17 protein-coding genes are annotated in these 15,186 nt (G+C 62.3%); 16 read left to right on the plus strand and 1 reads right to left on the minus strand.

Annotated features, from left to right (window positions below):
• The first annotated feature begins 15 nt into the window (after nucleotides 1-15).
• The 16 genes from ccoN (AC07OP_RS06350) (at nucleotide 16) to hemN (ending at nucleotide 14,665) form a co-directional block, all read left to right on the plus strand.
• Nucleotides 16-1,440: a cytochrome-c oxidase, cbb3-type subunit I gene (ccoN, locus tag AC07OP_RS06350; RefSeq protein ID WP_065940644.1), complete on the plus strand. Its 1,425-nt coding sequence runs from the start codon at nucleotides 16-18 to the stop codon at nucleotides 1,438-1,440.
• Nucleotides 1,441-1,450: 10 nt separating this feature from the next.
• Nucleotides 1,451-2,059, plus strand: a complete 609-nt coding sequence (gene ccoO / locus AC07OP_RS06355; RefSeq protein WP_065873836.1) for a cytochrome-c oxidase, cbb3-type subunit II — start codon at nucleotides 1,451-1,453, stop codon at nucleotides 2,057-2,059.
• Between the two features lie 3 nt (nucleotides 2,060-2,062).
• Complete coding sequence (locus tag AC07OP_RS06360) at nucleotides 2,063-2,263, plus strand: cbb3-type cytochrome oxidase subunit 3 (RefSeq protein ID WP_027603735.1); 201 nt, start codon at nucleotides 2,063-2,065, stop codon at nucleotides 2,261-2,263.
• A complete protein-coding gene (gene ccoP, locus AC07OP_RS06365; protein WP_115488440.1) occupies nucleotides 2,260-3,207 on the plus strand; it encodes a cytochrome-c oxidase, cbb3-type subunit III in 948 nt (315 codons plus the stop codon). The genes AC07OP_RS06360 and ccoP (AC07OP_RS06365) overlap by 4 nt, the downstream gene beginning before the upstream one ends.
• 350 nt (nucleotides 3,208-3,557) lie before the next feature.
• Complete coding sequence (gene ccoN, locus AC07OP_RS06370; RefSeq protein WP_027603733.1) at nucleotides 3,558-5,000, plus strand: cytochrome-c oxidase, cbb3-type subunit I; 1,443 nt, start codon at nucleotides 3,558-3,560, stop codon at nucleotides 4,998-5,000.
• Nucleotides 5,000-5,608, plus strand: coding sequence for a cytochrome-c oxidase, cbb3-type subunit II (gene ccoO, locus AC07OP_RS06375; RefSeq protein ID WP_003193167.1), 609 nt, complete (start codon nucleotides 5,000-5,002; stop codon nucleotides 5,606-5,608). Before ccoN (AC07OP_RS06370) ends, ccoO (AC07OP_RS06375) begins: the two co-directional genes overlap by 1 nt.
• Nucleotides 5,609-5,614: 6 nt before the next feature.
• Nucleotides 5,615-5,800, plus strand: a complete 186-nt coding sequence (locus AC07OP_RS06380) for a CcoQ/FixQ family Cbb3-type cytochrome c oxidase assembly chaperone (RefSeq protein ID WP_003193169.1) — start codon at nucleotides 5,615-5,617, stop codon at nucleotides 5,798-5,800.
• Nucleotides 5,797-6,774 (plus strand): cytochrome-c oxidase, cbb3-type subunit III, encoded by a 978-nt coding sequence (ccoP, locus tag AC07OP_RS06385; protein WP_495100644.1) that lies wholly within the window; start codon nucleotides 5,797-5,799, stop codon nucleotides 6,772-6,774. Before AC07OP_RS06380 ends, ccoP (AC07OP_RS06385) begins: the two co-directional genes overlap by 4 nt.
• Before the next feature lie 175 nt (nucleotides 6,775-6,949).
• Nucleotides 6,950-7,204, plus strand: a complete 255-nt coding sequence (locus AC07OP_RS06390; RefSeq protein ID WP_027603731.1) for a type II toxin-antitoxin system Phd/YefM family antitoxin — start codon at nucleotides 6,950-6,952, stop codon at nucleotides 7,202-7,204.
• Entirely contained in the window at nucleotides 7,204-7,614 is a 411-nt protein-coding gene (locus AC07OP_RS06395) for a type II toxin-antitoxin system VapC family toxin (RefSeq protein WP_495100643.1), read from the plus strand. Before AC07OP_RS06390 ends, AC07OP_RS06395 begins: the two co-directional genes overlap by 1 nt.
• A 207-nt stretch (nucleotides 7,615-7,821) precedes the next feature.
• Nucleotides 7,822-9,249: a cytochrome c oxidase accessory protein CcoG gene (gene ccoG, locus AC07OP_RS06400; RefSeq protein WP_253491706.1), complete on the plus strand. Its 1,428-nt coding sequence runs from the start codon at nucleotides 7,822-7,824 to the stop codon at nucleotides 9,247-9,249.
• 15 nt (nucleotides 9,250-9,264) lie between these two features.
• The gene (locus tag AC07OP_RS06405; protein ID WP_065940648.1) at nucleotides 9,265-9,804 is read left to right on the plus strand and encodes a FixH family protein; all 540 of its coding nucleotides are present in this window, start codon (nucleotides 9,265-9,267) and stop codon (nucleotides 9,802-9,804) included.
• An 8-nt stretch (nucleotides 9,805-9,812) separates the two neighbouring features.
• The gene (locus tag AC07OP_RS06410) at nucleotides 9,813-12,263 is read left to right on the plus strand and encodes a heavy metal translocating P-type ATPase (protein ID WP_495100642.1); all 2,451 of its coding nucleotides are present in this window, start codon (nucleotides 9,813-9,815) and stop codon (nucleotides 12,261-12,263) included.
• Nucleotides 12,264-12,285: 22 nt separating this feature from the next.
• On the plus strand, nucleotides 12,286-12,504 hold the full coding sequence (ccoS, locus tag AC07OP_RS06415) for a cbb3-type cytochrome oxidase assembly protein CcoS (RefSeq protein ID WP_027603726.1): 219 nt from the start codon (nucleotides 12,286-12,288) through the stop codon (nucleotides 12,502-12,504).
• Nucleotides 12,497-13,180 carry a sulfite exporter TauE/SafE family protein gene (locus AC07OP_RS06420; protein WP_027603725.1) on the plus strand — a complete coding sequence of 228 codons (684 nt, stop codon included), beginning with the start codon at nucleotides 12,497-12,499 and terminating at the stop codon, nucleotides 13,178-13,180. The genes ccoS and AC07OP_RS06420 overlap by 8 nt, the downstream gene beginning before the upstream one ends.
• Nucleotides 13,181-13,282: 102 nt before the next feature.
• Complete coding sequence (hemN, locus tag AC07OP_RS06425; protein WP_495100641.1) at nucleotides 13,283-14,665, plus strand: oxygen-independent coproporphyrinogen III oxidase; 1,383 nt, start codon at nucleotides 13,283-13,285, stop codon at nucleotides 14,663-14,665.
• Here hemN and AC07OP_RS06430 read toward each other — a convergent pair whose 3' ends face one another.
• Nucleotides 14,666-15,133, minus strand: a complete 468-nt coding sequence (locus AC07OP_RS06430) for a hypothetical protein (protein WP_495100640.1) — start codon at nucleotides 15,131-15,133, stop codon at nucleotides 14,666-14,668.
• Nucleotides 15,134-15,186 lie beyond the last annotated feature (53 nt).

A 15,186-nucleotide genomic window follows, 5' to 3' on the forward strand; every position in this document is an offset into this window, starting at 1 on the left:
CGTGGATGGGGAACCATGAACACTACTTTAAGTACCGCCTATAACTACAAGGTGGTCCGCCAATTCGCCATTATGACGGTGGTGTGGGGCATCGTCGGCATGGGGCTCGGGGTTTTTCTCGCCGCCCAATTGGTTTGGCCCGCGCTCAACTTCGACTTGCCCTGGACCAGCTTCGGCCGCCTGCGCCCATTGCACACCAACGCGGTGATCTTCGCGTTCGGTGGCTGTGCGCTGTTCGCCAGCTCCTTCTACTCGGTGCAGCGTACCTGCCAAACCCAGCTGTTCGCGCCGAAAATCGCCGCGTTCTGCTTCTGGGGCTGGCAACTTGTCATCCTTCTGGCCGCGATCAGCTTGCCTCTGGGCTACACCAGTTCCAAGGAATACGCCGAGCTGGAATGGCCGATCGACATCCTGATCACCATCGTCTGGGTGGCCTACGCCATCGTGTTCTTCGGCACGGTGATGAAGCGCAACACCAAGCACATCTACGTCGGTAACTGGTTCTTCGGTGCGTTCATCATCACCGTGGCGATCCTGCACATCGTCAACAACCTGGAAATCCCGGTCAGCCTGACCAAGTCCTACTCGCTGTATGGCGGTGCGACGGATGCCATGGTGCAGTGGTGGTACGGGCATAACGCGGTAGGCTTTTTCCTCACCGCCGGCTTCCTCGGGATGATGTACTACTTCGTGCCGAAACAGGCCGAGCGCCCGGTGTACTCCTATCGCCTGTCCATCGTGCACTTCTGGGCACTGATCACCCTGTACATCTGGGCCGGTCCTCACCACCTGCACTACACCGCGCTGCCGGACTGGGCACAGTCCCTGGGCATGGTGATGTCGCTGGTACTGCTGGCGCCAAGCTGGGGCGGCATGATCAACGGCATGATGACCCTGTCGGGCGCCTGGCATAAGTTGCGCAGCGACCCGATCCTGCGCTTTTTGGTGGTGTCCCTGGCGTTCTACGGCATGTCGACCTTCGAAGGTCCGATGATGGCGATCAAGACCGTCAACGCCCTCTCCCACTACACCGACTGGACCATCGGCCACGTACACGCCGGCGCCCTCGGCTGGGTAGCGATGATCTCCATCGGCGCGCTGTACCACATGATCCCGAAAGTCTTCGGTCGCGAGCAGATGTACAGCCTCGGCCTGATCAACGCGCACTTCTGGCTGGCCACCATCGGCACCGTGCTCTACATCGCCTCGATGTGGGTCAACGGCATCGCCCAGGGCCTGATGTGGCGTGCGATCAACGAAGACGGCACCTTGACCTACTCCTTCGTCGAAACCCTGGTGGCCAGCCACCCAGGCTTCATCGTGCGGCTGGTGGGCGGTGCGGTGTTCCTCAGCGGCATGTTCCTGATGGCTTACAACACATGGCGCACCGTGCGCTCGGCACAACCTGTCGAAGCCGCACCTGCCGCGCAGATGGCCTGAGGAGTCAGTGATGAAACACGAAACGATTGAAAAGAACGTCGGCCTGCTGATGCTGCTCATGGTGCTCGCCGTGAGCATCGGCGGCCTGACCCAGATCGTCCCGCTGTTCTTCCAGGACGTGACCAACAAGCCGGTCGAAGGCATGAAGCCCTACACCGCGCTGCAACTGGAAGGCCGCGACATCTACATCCGCGAAGGTTGCGTACAGTGCCACTCGCAGATGATCCGCCCGTTCCGCGCCGAGACCGAGCGCTACGGCCACTACTCGGTGGCCGGTGAAAGCGTGTGGGACCACCCGTTCCTGTGGGGCTCCAAGCGCACCGGGCCTGACCTGGCCCGCGTCGGCGCACGCTACTCGGACGACTGGCACCGCGCGCACTTGTACAACCCGCGCAACGTCGTGCCTGAGTCGAAAATGCCGGCCTACCCGTGGTTGGTCACGGCGGCGGTCGACAGCAGCCACACCGAGACCAAATTGAACGTGATGCGCACCCTCGGCGTGCCGTACACCGACGACGACATCAGTGGCGCCGTGGCCAGCCTCAAGGGTAAGACCGAAATGGACGCGCTGGTTTCGTACCTGCAAGTACTCGGCACTGCCATCAAGAGCAAGAGGTGAGCCATGGGATTTGAATTCGATGCGGGCACCATCCGCGGCCTTGGCACGCTGGTGGTCGCCATCGCCTTTATCGGCCTGTCGCTGTGGGTATTCAACAACCGGCGCAATGCGGAATTCGAGCAGGCGCGCCTGCTGCCCTTCGCCGATGAACCCTCTCCAACCGACGCTCAAGAAGAGCCTGTAACAAGGAGCAACCGGCCATGACTACCTTTTGGAGTACATGGATCTGCGTACTGACCCTCGGCAGCCTGATCGGCCTGACCTGGCTGTTGATCGGTACCCGCAAGGGCGAGACCAAGGGCAGTGTCGACCAGACCATGGGCCACGCCTTCGACGGTATCGAGGAATACGACAACCCCCTGCCCCAGTGGTGGTTCATGTTGTTCGCCGGCACCCTGGTGTTTGCGGTCGGCTACCTGGTCCTCTACCCGGGCCTGGGCAACTGGAAAGGCGTGTTGCCGGGCTATGAAGACGGCTGGACCTCGGCCAAGGAGTGGGACAAGGAGATGGCCAAGGCCGACACCAAGTTCGGACCGATCTTCGCCAAATTCTCGGCCATGCCCGTGGAAGAAGTCGCCAAAGACCCGCAGGCACTGAAAATGGGCGGCCGTCTGTTCGCCTCCAACTGCGCGGTGTGCCACGGCTCGGATGCCAAGGGCGCATTCGGCTTTCCAAACCTGGCTGACAACATCTGGCGTTGGGGCGGTTCGGCCGAAGCGATCAAGACCACCATCATGAACGGTCGCCACGCGGCGATGCCGGCCTGGGGTGACATGCTCGGCGACGACGGCGTGAAAAACGTCGCCGCCTATGTGCGCCACGACCTGGCCAAGTTGCCATTGCCGGCCGACAGCACCGCCGACCTGGCCGCAGGGCAAGCCGCATTCAACACCACCTGCGTGGCCTGCCATGGTCCGCAGGGCCACGGCATGGAAGCCATGGGCGCGCCGAACCTGACCCTGCCCGCCGGCTACATCTACGGCACCAGCCTCGCACAGTTGCAGCAGACCATTCGCCACGGCCGCCAAGGCCAGATGCCTGCCCAGGAAGTGCTGCAGGGCAACGACAAAGTGCACCTGCTCGCCGCCTACGTTTACAGCCTGTCCCATAACGCTGATGGCGCAACGCCAGAAAGCCCAGCCCAGTAACACCTGACTGCCGCCCCAATCTGGGGCGGCAGCTCTACCGCGCTACGCGACCAAGTGTCGCACCCTTCCAAAGCACACCTTTCCCCTCCTGCCATTCGGGTCTACGCTTGCTTGCACAGCGGACCGATCCTGGCGTACGCGACGACAGTCGTTGCGACCCCCGAAATTTCCTGTCCACTCGATCAGCTTTCTATTTCGGATTTTATCCTTACGCCAAACATGGAAAGGGCGCAGAATCTGGCGTGGAACGCATTGACACAGGTCAGCCTTGCGTTGCAATGGCCCCTTGCTTTCTACATACTTGCGGCCGAATTTTACCTATAAAAAAACCTAAACCGTGGAACCTTAGAATGAGCACAGCAATCAGTCCGACTGCTTATAACTATAAGGTAGTCCGCCAGTTCGCCATCATGACGGTGGTCTGGGGGATCCTTGGCATGGGGCTCGGGGTGTTCATCGCCTCGCAACTGGTTTGGCCGGAATTGAATTTCGGTCTGCCATGGACAACCTTCGGCCGCCTGCGCCCGCTGCACACCAACCTGGTGATCTTCGCCTTCGGCGGATGTGCATTGTTTGCCACCTCCTACTATGTCGTGCAGCGAACCTGCCAGACGCGACTCATCTCCGACAGCCTCGCGGCCTTCACCTTCTGGGGTTGGCAAGCGGTCATCGTCGGCGCCATCGTCACCTTGCCGCTGGGCTACACCACCACCAAGGAATACGCCGAGCTGGAATGGCCGATCGCGATTCTGCTGGCCATCGTCTGGGTGACCTACGCAGTGGTGTTCTTCGGCACCATCGTCAAGCGCAAGACCAAGCACATCTATGTGGGCAACTGGTTCTACGGGGCCTTCATCCTGGTGACGGCGATGCTGCATATCGTCAACCACGCCTCGTTGCCGGTCAGCCTGTTCAAGTCCTACTCGGCCTACGCCGGGGCGACGGATGCGATGATCCAGTGGTGGTACGGCCACAACGCCGTGGGTTTCTTCCTCACCACCGGTTTCCTGGGGATGATGTACTACTTCGTGCCGAAACAGGCCGAACGGCCTATTTACTCGTATCGCCTGTCCATCGTGCACTTCTGGGCGCTGATCACCCTGTACATCTGGGCCGGCCCGCACCACCTGCACTACACCGCGTTGCCGGACTGGGCCCAGTCCCTCGGCATGGCGATGTCGATCATCCTGCTGGCCCCGAGCTGGGGCGGCATGATCAACGGCATGATGACCCTGTCGGGCGCCTGGCATAAGCTGCGCACCGACCCGATCCTGCGCTTTTTGGTGGTGTCCCTGGCGTTCTACGGCATGTCGACCTTCGAAGGGCCGATGATGGCGATCAAGACCGTCAACTCGCTGTCCCACTACACCGACTGGACCATCGGCCACGTACACGCCGGCGCCCTCGGCTGGGTAGCGATGATCTCCATCGGCGCCCTGTACCACATGATCCCCAAACTGTTCGGCCGTGTGCAGATGCACAGTGTCGGGCTGATCAACGCGCACTTCTGGCTGGCCACCATCGGCACCGTGCTCTACATCGCCTCGATGTGGGTCAACGGCATCACCCAGGGCCTGATGTGGCGTGCGATCAACGATGACGGCACCCTCACCTACTCCTTCGTCGAAGCGCTGCAAGCCAGCCACCCTGGTTTCATCGTCCGCGCCCTGGGGGGTGCGTTCTTCGCCAGCGGCATGCTGTTAATGGCCTACAACGTCTGGCGCACCGTGCGTGCCTCGGACCCGGCAGAAGCCGAAGCCGCCGCCAAGATCGCCGTTGTGGGAGCCCACTGATGAAGCATGAAGTCGTCGAGAAGAATATCGGCCTGCTGGCCTTCTTCATGGTCATCGCCGTGAGCATCGGTGGCCTGACCCAGATCGTTCCGCTGTTCTTCCAGGACGTGACCAACAAGCCGGTCGAAGGCATGAAGCCACGCACCGCCCTTGAACTGGAAGGCCGCGACGTCTACATCGCCAACGGCTGTGTCGGCTGCCACTCGCAGATGATCCGCCCGTTCCGTGCCGAAACCGAACGCTACGGCCACTACTCGGTCGCCGGTGAAAGCGTGTGGGACCACCCGTTCCTGTGGGGTTCCAAGCGCACCGGCCCGGACCTGGCCCGTGTCGGCGGGCGTTACTCCGATGACTGGCAACGTGCGCACTTGTACAACCCGCGCAACGTGGTGCCTGAGTCGAAAATGCCGGCGTATCCGTTCCTCGTGGAAAACAAGCTCGACGGCAAGGACACCGCGAAGAAGATGGAAGTCCTGCGCACCCTGGGCGTGCCCTACACCGACGAAGACATCGCCGGTGCAGCCGCAGCCGTGAAGGGCAAGACCGAAATGGACGCATTGGTGGCCTACCTGCAAGGCCTGGGCACCATCATCAAAAGCAAACGGTGATTCTTCATGGATATCGGGATGATTCGAGGCCTGGGCACCGTCGTGGTGATGGTGGCCTTTATCGGCCTGGCGCTGTGGGTGTTCAGTCCCCGGCGCAAGTCGGAGTTTGACGACGCGACCATGTTGCCCTTTGCGGATGATCCCGAAGCCATCAAGCACGTCGAGCAAGCTTCTAGGAGTAACAAAGAATGACTACGTTCTGGAGTCTGTACGTCACAGTCCTCAGCCTGGGTACCATCTTCGCCTTGACCTGGCTGCTGCTGTCGACCCGCAAGGGCCAGCGCGCCGAGCAGACCGACGAGACCGTCGGCCACTCGTTCGACGGCATCGAGGAGTACGACAACCCGCTGCCCAAATGGTGGTTCATGCTGTTCGTCGGCACCATCGTCTTCGCCCTTGGCTACCTGGTGCTCTACCCTGGCCTGGGCAATTGGAAAGGCCTGCTGCCGGGCTACAACTACCTCGACAACGACAAGCAAACCCCGTTCGCCAACGGCCAGACCGGCTGGACCGGCGTGCACGAATGGGAAAAGGAAATGGCCAGGTCGGACGCCAAGTTCGGGCCGATCTTCGCCAAATTCGCGTCAATGCCGATTGAAGATGTCGCCAAGGACCCGCAAGCCTTGAAGATGGGCGGGCGCCTGTTCGCCTCCAACTGTTCGGTGTGCCACGGCTCCGACGCCAAGGGCGCCTACGGTTTCCCCAACCTGACCGACGCCGATTGGCGCTGGGGGGGCGAACCGGCCACCATCAAGGAAACCATCATGAAGGGCCGCCATGCCGTCATGCCGGCCTGGCTGGACATCCTCAAGGAGCAAGGCGTCAGCGACGTCGCCGCGTTCGTCGTCACCAACCTCGACGGCCGCAAGCTGCCGGAAGGCGTGAAAGCCGATGTGGCCAACGGCGAGAAACTCTTCGCCGCCAACTGCGTGGCCTGCCACGGCCCGGCCGGCAAAGGCACCCCCGCCATGGGCGCGCCGGACCTGACCCACCCGGGTGCGTTCATCTACGGTTCGAGCTTCGCCCAACTGCAGCAGACCATCCGTTGGGGCCGCCAGGGCCAGATGCCTGCGCAGGAGCAACTGCAAGGCAACGACAAGGTGCACTTGCTCGCGGCGTATGTTTACAGCTTGTCCCATGGGGATAAGAAAACCGAAGAGCAGTAAGACTCTCGGAAACAAAAGAGCCCCGCCCAGCGAAAGCTGGCGGGGCTTTTTCATTTCCAAGGCCGTGACAACCCCATGGGAAAAGCACGTTGACCGCTTGTAGCTTTAAGCTTGTGGCTTGCCAAGACCAAGTAGTAACGTAACTACATTCAGCCCGCTCCAGGGGAGGCGCACCATGACTTTCACCACCATTTCCAGTCGCGAATTCAATCAAGACACAAGCGGTGCCAAAAAAGCCGCTCGCCAAGGGCCGGTTTTTATCACCGATCGCGGCAAGCCTGCCCATGTGCTGCTAAGCATTGAGGACTACCAAAAGCTGACAGGTCTCAATGCCAACATCGTTGACCTGCTGGTGATGCCGGAAGCGGCCGATATCGACTTTGAAACCGAACGTGCCGTGATCACTCATCGACCCGTGGACCTCTCTTGATGTATCTACTCGACACCAACGTGATCTCTGAACTGCGTAAACCCCAGGCCGATGCGAACGTTATCGCCTGGGCCAAAAGTGTCATCGCACCGCGTATGTTTATTTCGGCAATCACCCTGAAAGAATTGGAAACCGGGGTCTTGCGCATTGAGCGGCGCGACCCGGCTCAGGGGAAGGTGTTGCGAACCTGGCTCAAGCGTCATGTGATGCCGGCCTTTGATGCCAGAATCCTGCCCGTCGATGCGGCAGTCGCGTTGCGTTGCGCACACTTGCATGTGCCGGACCGTGCCAATGAAAGTGATGCATTGATTGCCGCGACCGCGCTGGTGCATGGGCTCACGGTTGTCACGCGCAATGTCAGCGACTTCAAATCCAGCGGCGTTCCACTGATCAATCCTTGGGACGAATGACCGCCTCCCCCACGAAAACCGTCCATACTTCCCAAGTCAATTGATCCAGGTCACGTACACCATCAATTGATTTCCCCCAACGCGACCAAAGGTCGCACCCTTTGAGCACCATCGGGGGCGTATCATTACGCCACTGCAAGACCCTTAATTTGACCCCGGTTGGCACGTACTGGCCGAGGCAAATCTCCACCGCCGTGGGATGCAATGATGAGCAACCAGATACCGGTACATGACGTTACCCCGCCTGCCAAAAACGCCAGCAGTGCTGACACCAAGACTGTCGACCTGTACGCCTCGCGCGAAAAAATCTACACCCGTGCCTTCACCGGCCTGTTCCGCAACCTGCGCATGCTTGGCGGCGCCGGCCTGTTCCTGCTCTACTTCGGCACGGTGTGGCTGAACTGGGGCGGCCACCAGGCGGTGTGGTGGAACCTGCCGGAACGTAAGTTCTTTATTTTCGGCGCGACGTTCTGGCCCCAGGACTTCATCCTGCTGTCGGGCATCCTGATCGTCGCCGCGTTTGGCCTGTTCTTCATCACGGTGTACGCCGGCCGCGTGTGGTGCGGGTATACCTGCCCGCAAAGCGTGTGGACATGGATCTTCATGTGGTGCGAAAAGGTCACCGAAGGCGACCGCAACCAGCGCATCAAGCTGGACAAGGCGCCCATGGGGGCCAACAAGTTCCTGCGCAAATTCAGCAAGCACACGCTGTGGCTGTTGATCGGTTTTGTCACCGGCATGACCTTCGTCGGCTACTTCTCGCCGATCCGCGAGCTGGTGTTCGACTTCTTCACCGGCCAGGCCGACGGCTGGTCGTATTTCTGGGTCGGCTTCTTCACCCTCGCCACCTATGGCAACGCCGGCTGGCTGCGCGAACAGGTGTGCATCTACATGTGCCCGTACGCACGCTTCCAGAGTGTGATGTTCGACAAGGACACCCTGATCGTTTCCTACGATCCACGCCGTGGCGAAGTGCGTGGCCCGCGTAAAAAAGGCACCGACTACAAGGCCCAGGGCCTGGGGGACTGCATCGACTGTACGATGTGCGTCCAGGTATGCCCCACCGGTATCGATATCCGCGACGGCCTGCAAATCGAGTGCATCGGTTGCGCCGCCTGTATCGACGCCTGCGACACCATCATGGACAAGATGGAATACCCGCGCGGCCTGATCAGCTACACCACCGAGCACAACCTGTCGGGGCAGAAAACCCACAAGTTGCGCCCACGCCTGATCGGTTATGCCCTGGTGTTGCTGGCGATGATCAGCCTGTTGGCCGGGGCGTTCTTCATGCGTTCGCTGGTGGGCTTCGACGTGAGCAAGGACCGCGTGCTGTACCGTGAAAACGCCGAAGGGCGTATCGAAAACGTCTACAGCCTGAAGATCATGAACAAAGACCAGCGCGATCACACCTACGTGCTCGACGCCGTCGGCCTGCCGGACCTCAAGCTGCAAGGCCGACGTGAAATCAGAGTGGCGGCGGGCGATATCGTCAGCATGCCGGTGGAGCTGTCGAGTGCGCCGGAGCAACTGCCGTCGAGTACCAACGAGGTGAAATTCATCCTCACCGATGCCGATGACGCCAGCGTCCACGTTGAAGCCAAGAGCCGCTTCATCGGCCCACAAGTTCGATAACGAGAGAACTGAACAATGCCCGTAGCCACTGCCGCAAGCCCCTGGTACAAGCACCTCTGGCCCTGGATCATCATTGGGATCCTGGCCTGCTCGGTGACCTTGACCTTGTCCATGGTGACTATCGCGGTGAACAACCCGGACAACCTGGTCAACGACAACTACTACGAGGCCGGCAAAGGCATCAACCGCTCCCTGGACCGCGAACGGCTGGCCCAGACCCTGCAACTGCGCGCCAAGCTGCACCTGGATGAGCTGACCGGCGAAGTCGAGCTGCAACTCACCGGCTACAGCAACCCGAACACCCTGGAACTGAACCTCATCTCCCCGACCCAGCCGGAGAAGGATCGCAAGATCAACCTGACCCGCAGCGACAGCGAACCGGGCCGCTACATCGGCCAGGTCACCGACAAGGTCGAAGGCCGCCGCTTCGTGGAATTGCTGGGTGTGGAGGGCGACAAGACCTGGCGCCTGTTCGAGGAAGAGGAAGTCAGCCACGACAAGGACTTGCTGCTGGGTGATGAGCCGTTGCTGGGTGCTGAAGACCTGAAAAAATAGCAGCGCCCATGGCCAGCCCAACCCCCTGCTACCACTGCGCCCTGCCGGTCCCGCCCGGCAGTCGGTTCACCGCCGTGATCCTCGGCGAGCGCCGCGAGCTGTGCTGCCCCGGCTGCCAGGCCGTGGCCGAAACCATTGTGGCCGGTGGACTGGAAAGCTATTACCAGCACCGCAGCGAAGCCTCGGCCAACCCCGAGACGCTGCCGGTGCAACTGGTGGATGAACTGGCGTTGTATGACCGCGCCGACGTGCAAAAACCCTTCGTACATCATCAAGGCGAGCTCGCCGAAACCACCCTGTTGATGGAAGGCATCAGTTGCGCCGCCTGTGGCTGGTTGATCGAGAAACACCTGCGCAGCCTGCCCGCCGTGGCCGAGGCGCGGCTGAACCTGTCCAACCATCGCCTGCAGGTGCGCTGGGCCGACGGGCAATTGCCGTTGAGCCAGCTGCTCAGTGAACTGCGCCATATCGGCTATGCCGCCCACCCGTATCAAGCGGACCGTGCGGCCGAGCAACTGGCCAGCGAGAACCGCCTGGCCCTGCGCCAGCTGGGGGTCGCCGGGCTGCTGTGGTTCCAGGCGATGATGGCGACCATGGCCACCTGGCCGGAATTCAATATCGACCTGAGCCCCGAACTGCATGTGATCCTGCGCTGGGTGGCGATGTTTCTGACCACCCCCATCGTGTTCTACAGCTGTGCGCCGTTTTTCAAGGGCGCCATGCGCGACGTGCGTACGCGTCACCTGACCATGGACGTGTCGGTGTCCCTGGCCATTGGCGGGGCTTACCTGGCCGGGATCTGGACCGCGATCACCGGCGTGGGCGAGCTGTATTTCGATGCGGTGGGCATGTTTGCGCTGTTCCTGCTGGCCGGTCGCTACCTGGAGCGCCGTGCCCGGGAACGCACGGCCGCCGCCACCGCGCAGTTGGTCAACCTGCTGCCCGCTTCATGCCTGCGCCTCAAAGGTGACGGCCAGAGCGAACGCATTCTCTTGAGCGAACTGGCACTGGGCGACCGCGTGCTGGTGCATCCGGGCGCGGTTCTGCCGGCAGATGGGGTGATCCTCGACGGCCGCTCCAGCATCGATGAATCGCTGCTCACCGGGGAATACCTGCCGCTGCCGCGCCAAACCGGTGATGCCGTCACCGCCGGCACGCTGAACGTCGAAGGTGCGTTGACCGTCGAAGTGCGCGCCCTGGGCCATGAGACCCGCCTCTCCGCTATCGTGCGCCTGCTGGAGCGGGCCCAGGCCGAGAAGCCGCGCCTGGCGCAGATCGCCGACCGCGCCGCACAGTGGTTCCTGTTGTGTTCGCTGATTGCCGCGGCGGTGATCGGCCTGTTGTGGTGGGAGCTGGATTCATCGCGGGCGTTCTGGATCGTGCTGGCGATGCTGGTCGCCACCTGCCCCTGCGCGTTGTCCCTGGCCACGCCGACCGCCCTCACCGCCGCCACCGGCACCCTGCACAAGCTCGGGCTATTGCTGACCCGTGGCCATGTGCTCGAAGGCCTGAACCAGATCGACACGGTGATCTTCGACAAGACCGGCACCCTCACCGAAGGCCGCCTGGCGTTGAAAGCGATCCGGCCCCTGGCCACTCTGAACAGCGACGAATGCCTGGGCCTCGCCGCCGCCCTGGAAAATCGCTCCGAACACCCGATTGCCCGCGCCTTCGGGCGTGCGCCGCTGGCCGCCGACGAGGTGCTCAGTTCCCCGGGCCTCGGCCTGGAAGGCCGTGTCGGCACACGCCAGTTGCGCATCGGCCAGCCGGGGTTTGTTTGTGCACTCAGTGGTTGCCCGATTCCCGCCGCTCCGGAGGATGACGGCCAATGGCTGCTGCTGGGCGACGGCGACGGTGCCCTGGCCTGGTTCGTCCTCGACGACCGCCTGCGCAGCGATGCCCCTGCCCTGCTGGCCGCCTGCAAGGCGCGCGGCTGGCGCACGCTGCTGCTGTCGGGGGACAGTTCGCCGATGGTCGCCAGCGTCGCCGCCGAACTGGGCATCGATGAAGCCCACGGCGGCCTGCGCCCCGACGACAAGCTGCACGTGCTGCACCAGTTACACAAGGAAGGCCGCAAGGTGCTGATGCTCGGTGATGGCGTCAACGATGTGCCGGTGCTGGCCGCCGCCGACATCAGCGTGGCCATGGGCTCGGCCACCGACCTGGCCAAGACCAGCGCCGATGCGGTGCTGCTGTCCAACCGCCTGGATGCCCTGGTGCAGGCCTTTACCCTGGCGCGGCGCACCCGTCGGGTGATCATTGAAAACCTGCTGTGGGCGGGGCTGTACAATGGCCTTATGCTGCCGTTTGCCGCCCTCGGTTGGATCACCCCGATCTGGGCGGCGATCGGCATGTCCCTCAGTTCGTTGACCGTGGTGCTCAACGCCCTGCGCCTGACTCGCCTGCCGAGTGCGCAGGCCACAAGCGCCCCTTTGGTAACCCGCCCGCTGCCGGCTTGAGCCGCGCGGGCATGGAGTGCAGATGCCAGCTCTATACGTGATGATTCCGGCGGCGCTGCTGTTAGTGGGCGTGGCCATCTACATCTTCTTCTGGGCGGTGGACAGCGGCCAGTACGACGACCTCGACGGCCCGGCCCACAGCGTGCTGTTCGACGACCAGGACCCCAACCACCTGGCGGCCGTGGACGAAGCCAACGGCCCCGAGCAACCGCCCGTGCCCAAAGACCCGCCCCATGCTTGAGCTGGCGCCGCTGCTGGTCTCTGCGCTGATCCTCGGCCTGCTGGGCGGCGGCCATTGCCTGGGCATGTGCGGCGGGCTGATGGGCGCGCTGACCCTGGCGATTCCCAAGGAACAACGCAGCCGTCGATTCCGCCTGCTGCTGGCGTACAACCTGGGGCGCATCCTCAGCTATGCCAGCGCCGGGTTATTGATCGGCCTCGCCGGCTGGGCGGTGGCCAACAGCCCGGCGGCCCTGTTCATGCGTGTGCTCGCCGGGTTGCTGTTGATCTGCATGGGGCTGTACCTGGCCGGTTGGTGGAGCGGCCTCACCCGCATCGAAAGCCTCGGGCGCGGCCTGTGGCGCTGCATACAGCCCGTCGCCAACCGTTTGCTGCCGGTGTCCAGCCTGCCCCGCGCGCTGCTGCTGGGCGCGCTGTGGGGCTGGTTGCCGTGCGGGCTGGTCTACAGCACTCTGCTGTGGGCCGCCAGCCAGGGCAATGCGCTGGACAGTGCGCTGTTGATGCTGGCTTTTGGCTTAGGCACATGGCCGGTACTGCTGGCGACCGGGTTGGCGGCCGAGCGCGTGACCGCGTTATTGCGCAAGCGCAGCGTGCGTATGGCCGGTGGCCTGCTGGTGATTATTTTCGGTATCTGGACCCTGCCAGGTCCGCACCAGCACTGGCTGATGGGCCATTAAAAGGCTATGTGGCATAGCGCCGCTCCCCGTTGATGCAAATCAAGATGCCCTACCGGCCACGCCCCTAGACTCGGCTCACTAGCCTATCCGGGGAATGCCCGCATGCTCGACGCCATTCGTTGGGACCCACATCTGATTCAACGCTACGACCTGGCGGGACCGCGCTACACGTCCTACCCCACCGCCGTACAATTCGACAGCCAGGTCGGCACCTTCGACCTGCTCCACGCCCTGCGCGAAAGCCGCAAGGCCACGCGACCGTTGTCGCTGTATGTGCATGTGCCGTTCTGCGCGAACATTTGCTACTACTGCGCGTGCAACAAGGTGATCACCAAGGACCGCGGCCGCGCCCAGGCCTACCTGCAACGCCTGGATCAGGAGATTCAGTTGGTGGCCTGCCACCTCGACCCGAAACAGACGGTTGAACAACTGCACTTCGGCGGCGGCACCCCGACCTTTCTCAGCCACGACGAACTGCGCCAGGTCATGGGCAGCCTGCGCCAGCACTTCAATCTGCTCGACGACGACTCCGGTGACTACAGCATCGAGATCGACCCGCGCGAAGCCGACTGGGCGACCATGGGCCTGCTGCGTGAACTGGGCTTCAACCGTGTGAGCATCGGCCTGCAAGACCTCGACCCCGACGTGCAGCGCGCGGTCAACCGCCTGCAAAGCCTGGAAGAAACCCGCGCGGTGATTGACGCCGCGCGCACCCTGCAGTTTCGCTCGATCAATATCGACCTGATCTACGGCCTGCCCAAGCAGACGCCGATCAACTTCGCGCGCACCGTGGAGGAAGTGATCAAGCTGCAGCCGGACCGCCTGTCGGTGTTCAACTACGCGCATCTGCCGGAACGCTTCATGCCCCAACGACGGATCAACAGCGAGGAACTGCCGTCGCCGGAATCCAAGCTGCTGATGCTGCAGACCACCATCGAGCAACTGACCCAGGCCGGCTACCGCTATATCGGCATGGATCACTTCGCCCTGCCGGACGACGAACTCGCCATTGCCCAGGAAGAAGGCACGCTGCAACGTAACTTCCAGGGCTACACCACCCACGGCCATTGCGACCTGATCGGCCTCGGCGTGTCAGCCATCAGCCAAATCGGCGACCTGTATTGCCAGAACAGCAGTGACCTGAACGGCTATCAGAACGCCCTGGCCAGCGCCCAACTGGCCACCAGCCGTGGCTTGATCTGCACCACGGACGACCGGTTACGTCGGGAAGTGATCCAGCAGTTGATCTGCACGTTCAGCCTGGCCTTCGAGCAGATCGAACAGGCGTTCAACATCGATTTTCGCGGGTATTTCGACGAGGTCTGGCCGCAACTTGAGGCGATGGCGCAAGACGGCCTGATCGAACTGGATGCCCAAGGCATTCGCGTGCTGCCCGCCGGACGGCTGCTGGTGCGTTCGGTCTGCATGGTGTTCGATGCGTACCTGGAGCACCAGAACCGGCAGCGGTTTTCGCGGGTAATCTAGTTACATCGACAACGAAGCGGCTTTGAGCGCGTCATCGGCGCTCATGGTCTTCATCGCTTTGGCCAGAGAGGTCTGGGCCGTCATCAAACCTGCCTGCAACGAACTGATCGCGCCTTGCACATTGGCGGTCTTGGCCCGGGCCTGCTCCGGGGTCAAGCTTTTGTCTGCCGCGATCGCCTGAAGCTCAGCCATTTTCTCGGCGATCTGCTGTTTCAGCTTGCGGATCATTTTCAGCACCTCCTTGACGTTATCGTCCAGGCCGCTGTCGTCGATATCGGCATTCGCGCTTTTGGGCGCCCCGGCCGCCTTGAGCGCTGCGGCGGAAATAGTCACCGTCACCCCTTCAATCACTTTGGTTTCAGGCGCCGGCGCGGCCACGGGCAGCTTTTCCTCGGCCTCGGCAGCGGGCTTCAAGTCCTGCACGCTGGGTACACGGATGGCAGGGTTGTAAGCCGCGATAACAGACATGATCCAAGCTCCGAAGGGTAGATATGCAACTGTATCGGCATCGGTACAAAAAG

The sequence above is a fragment of the Pseudomonas sp. GW821-FHT09D08 genome, assembly GCF_059416305.1.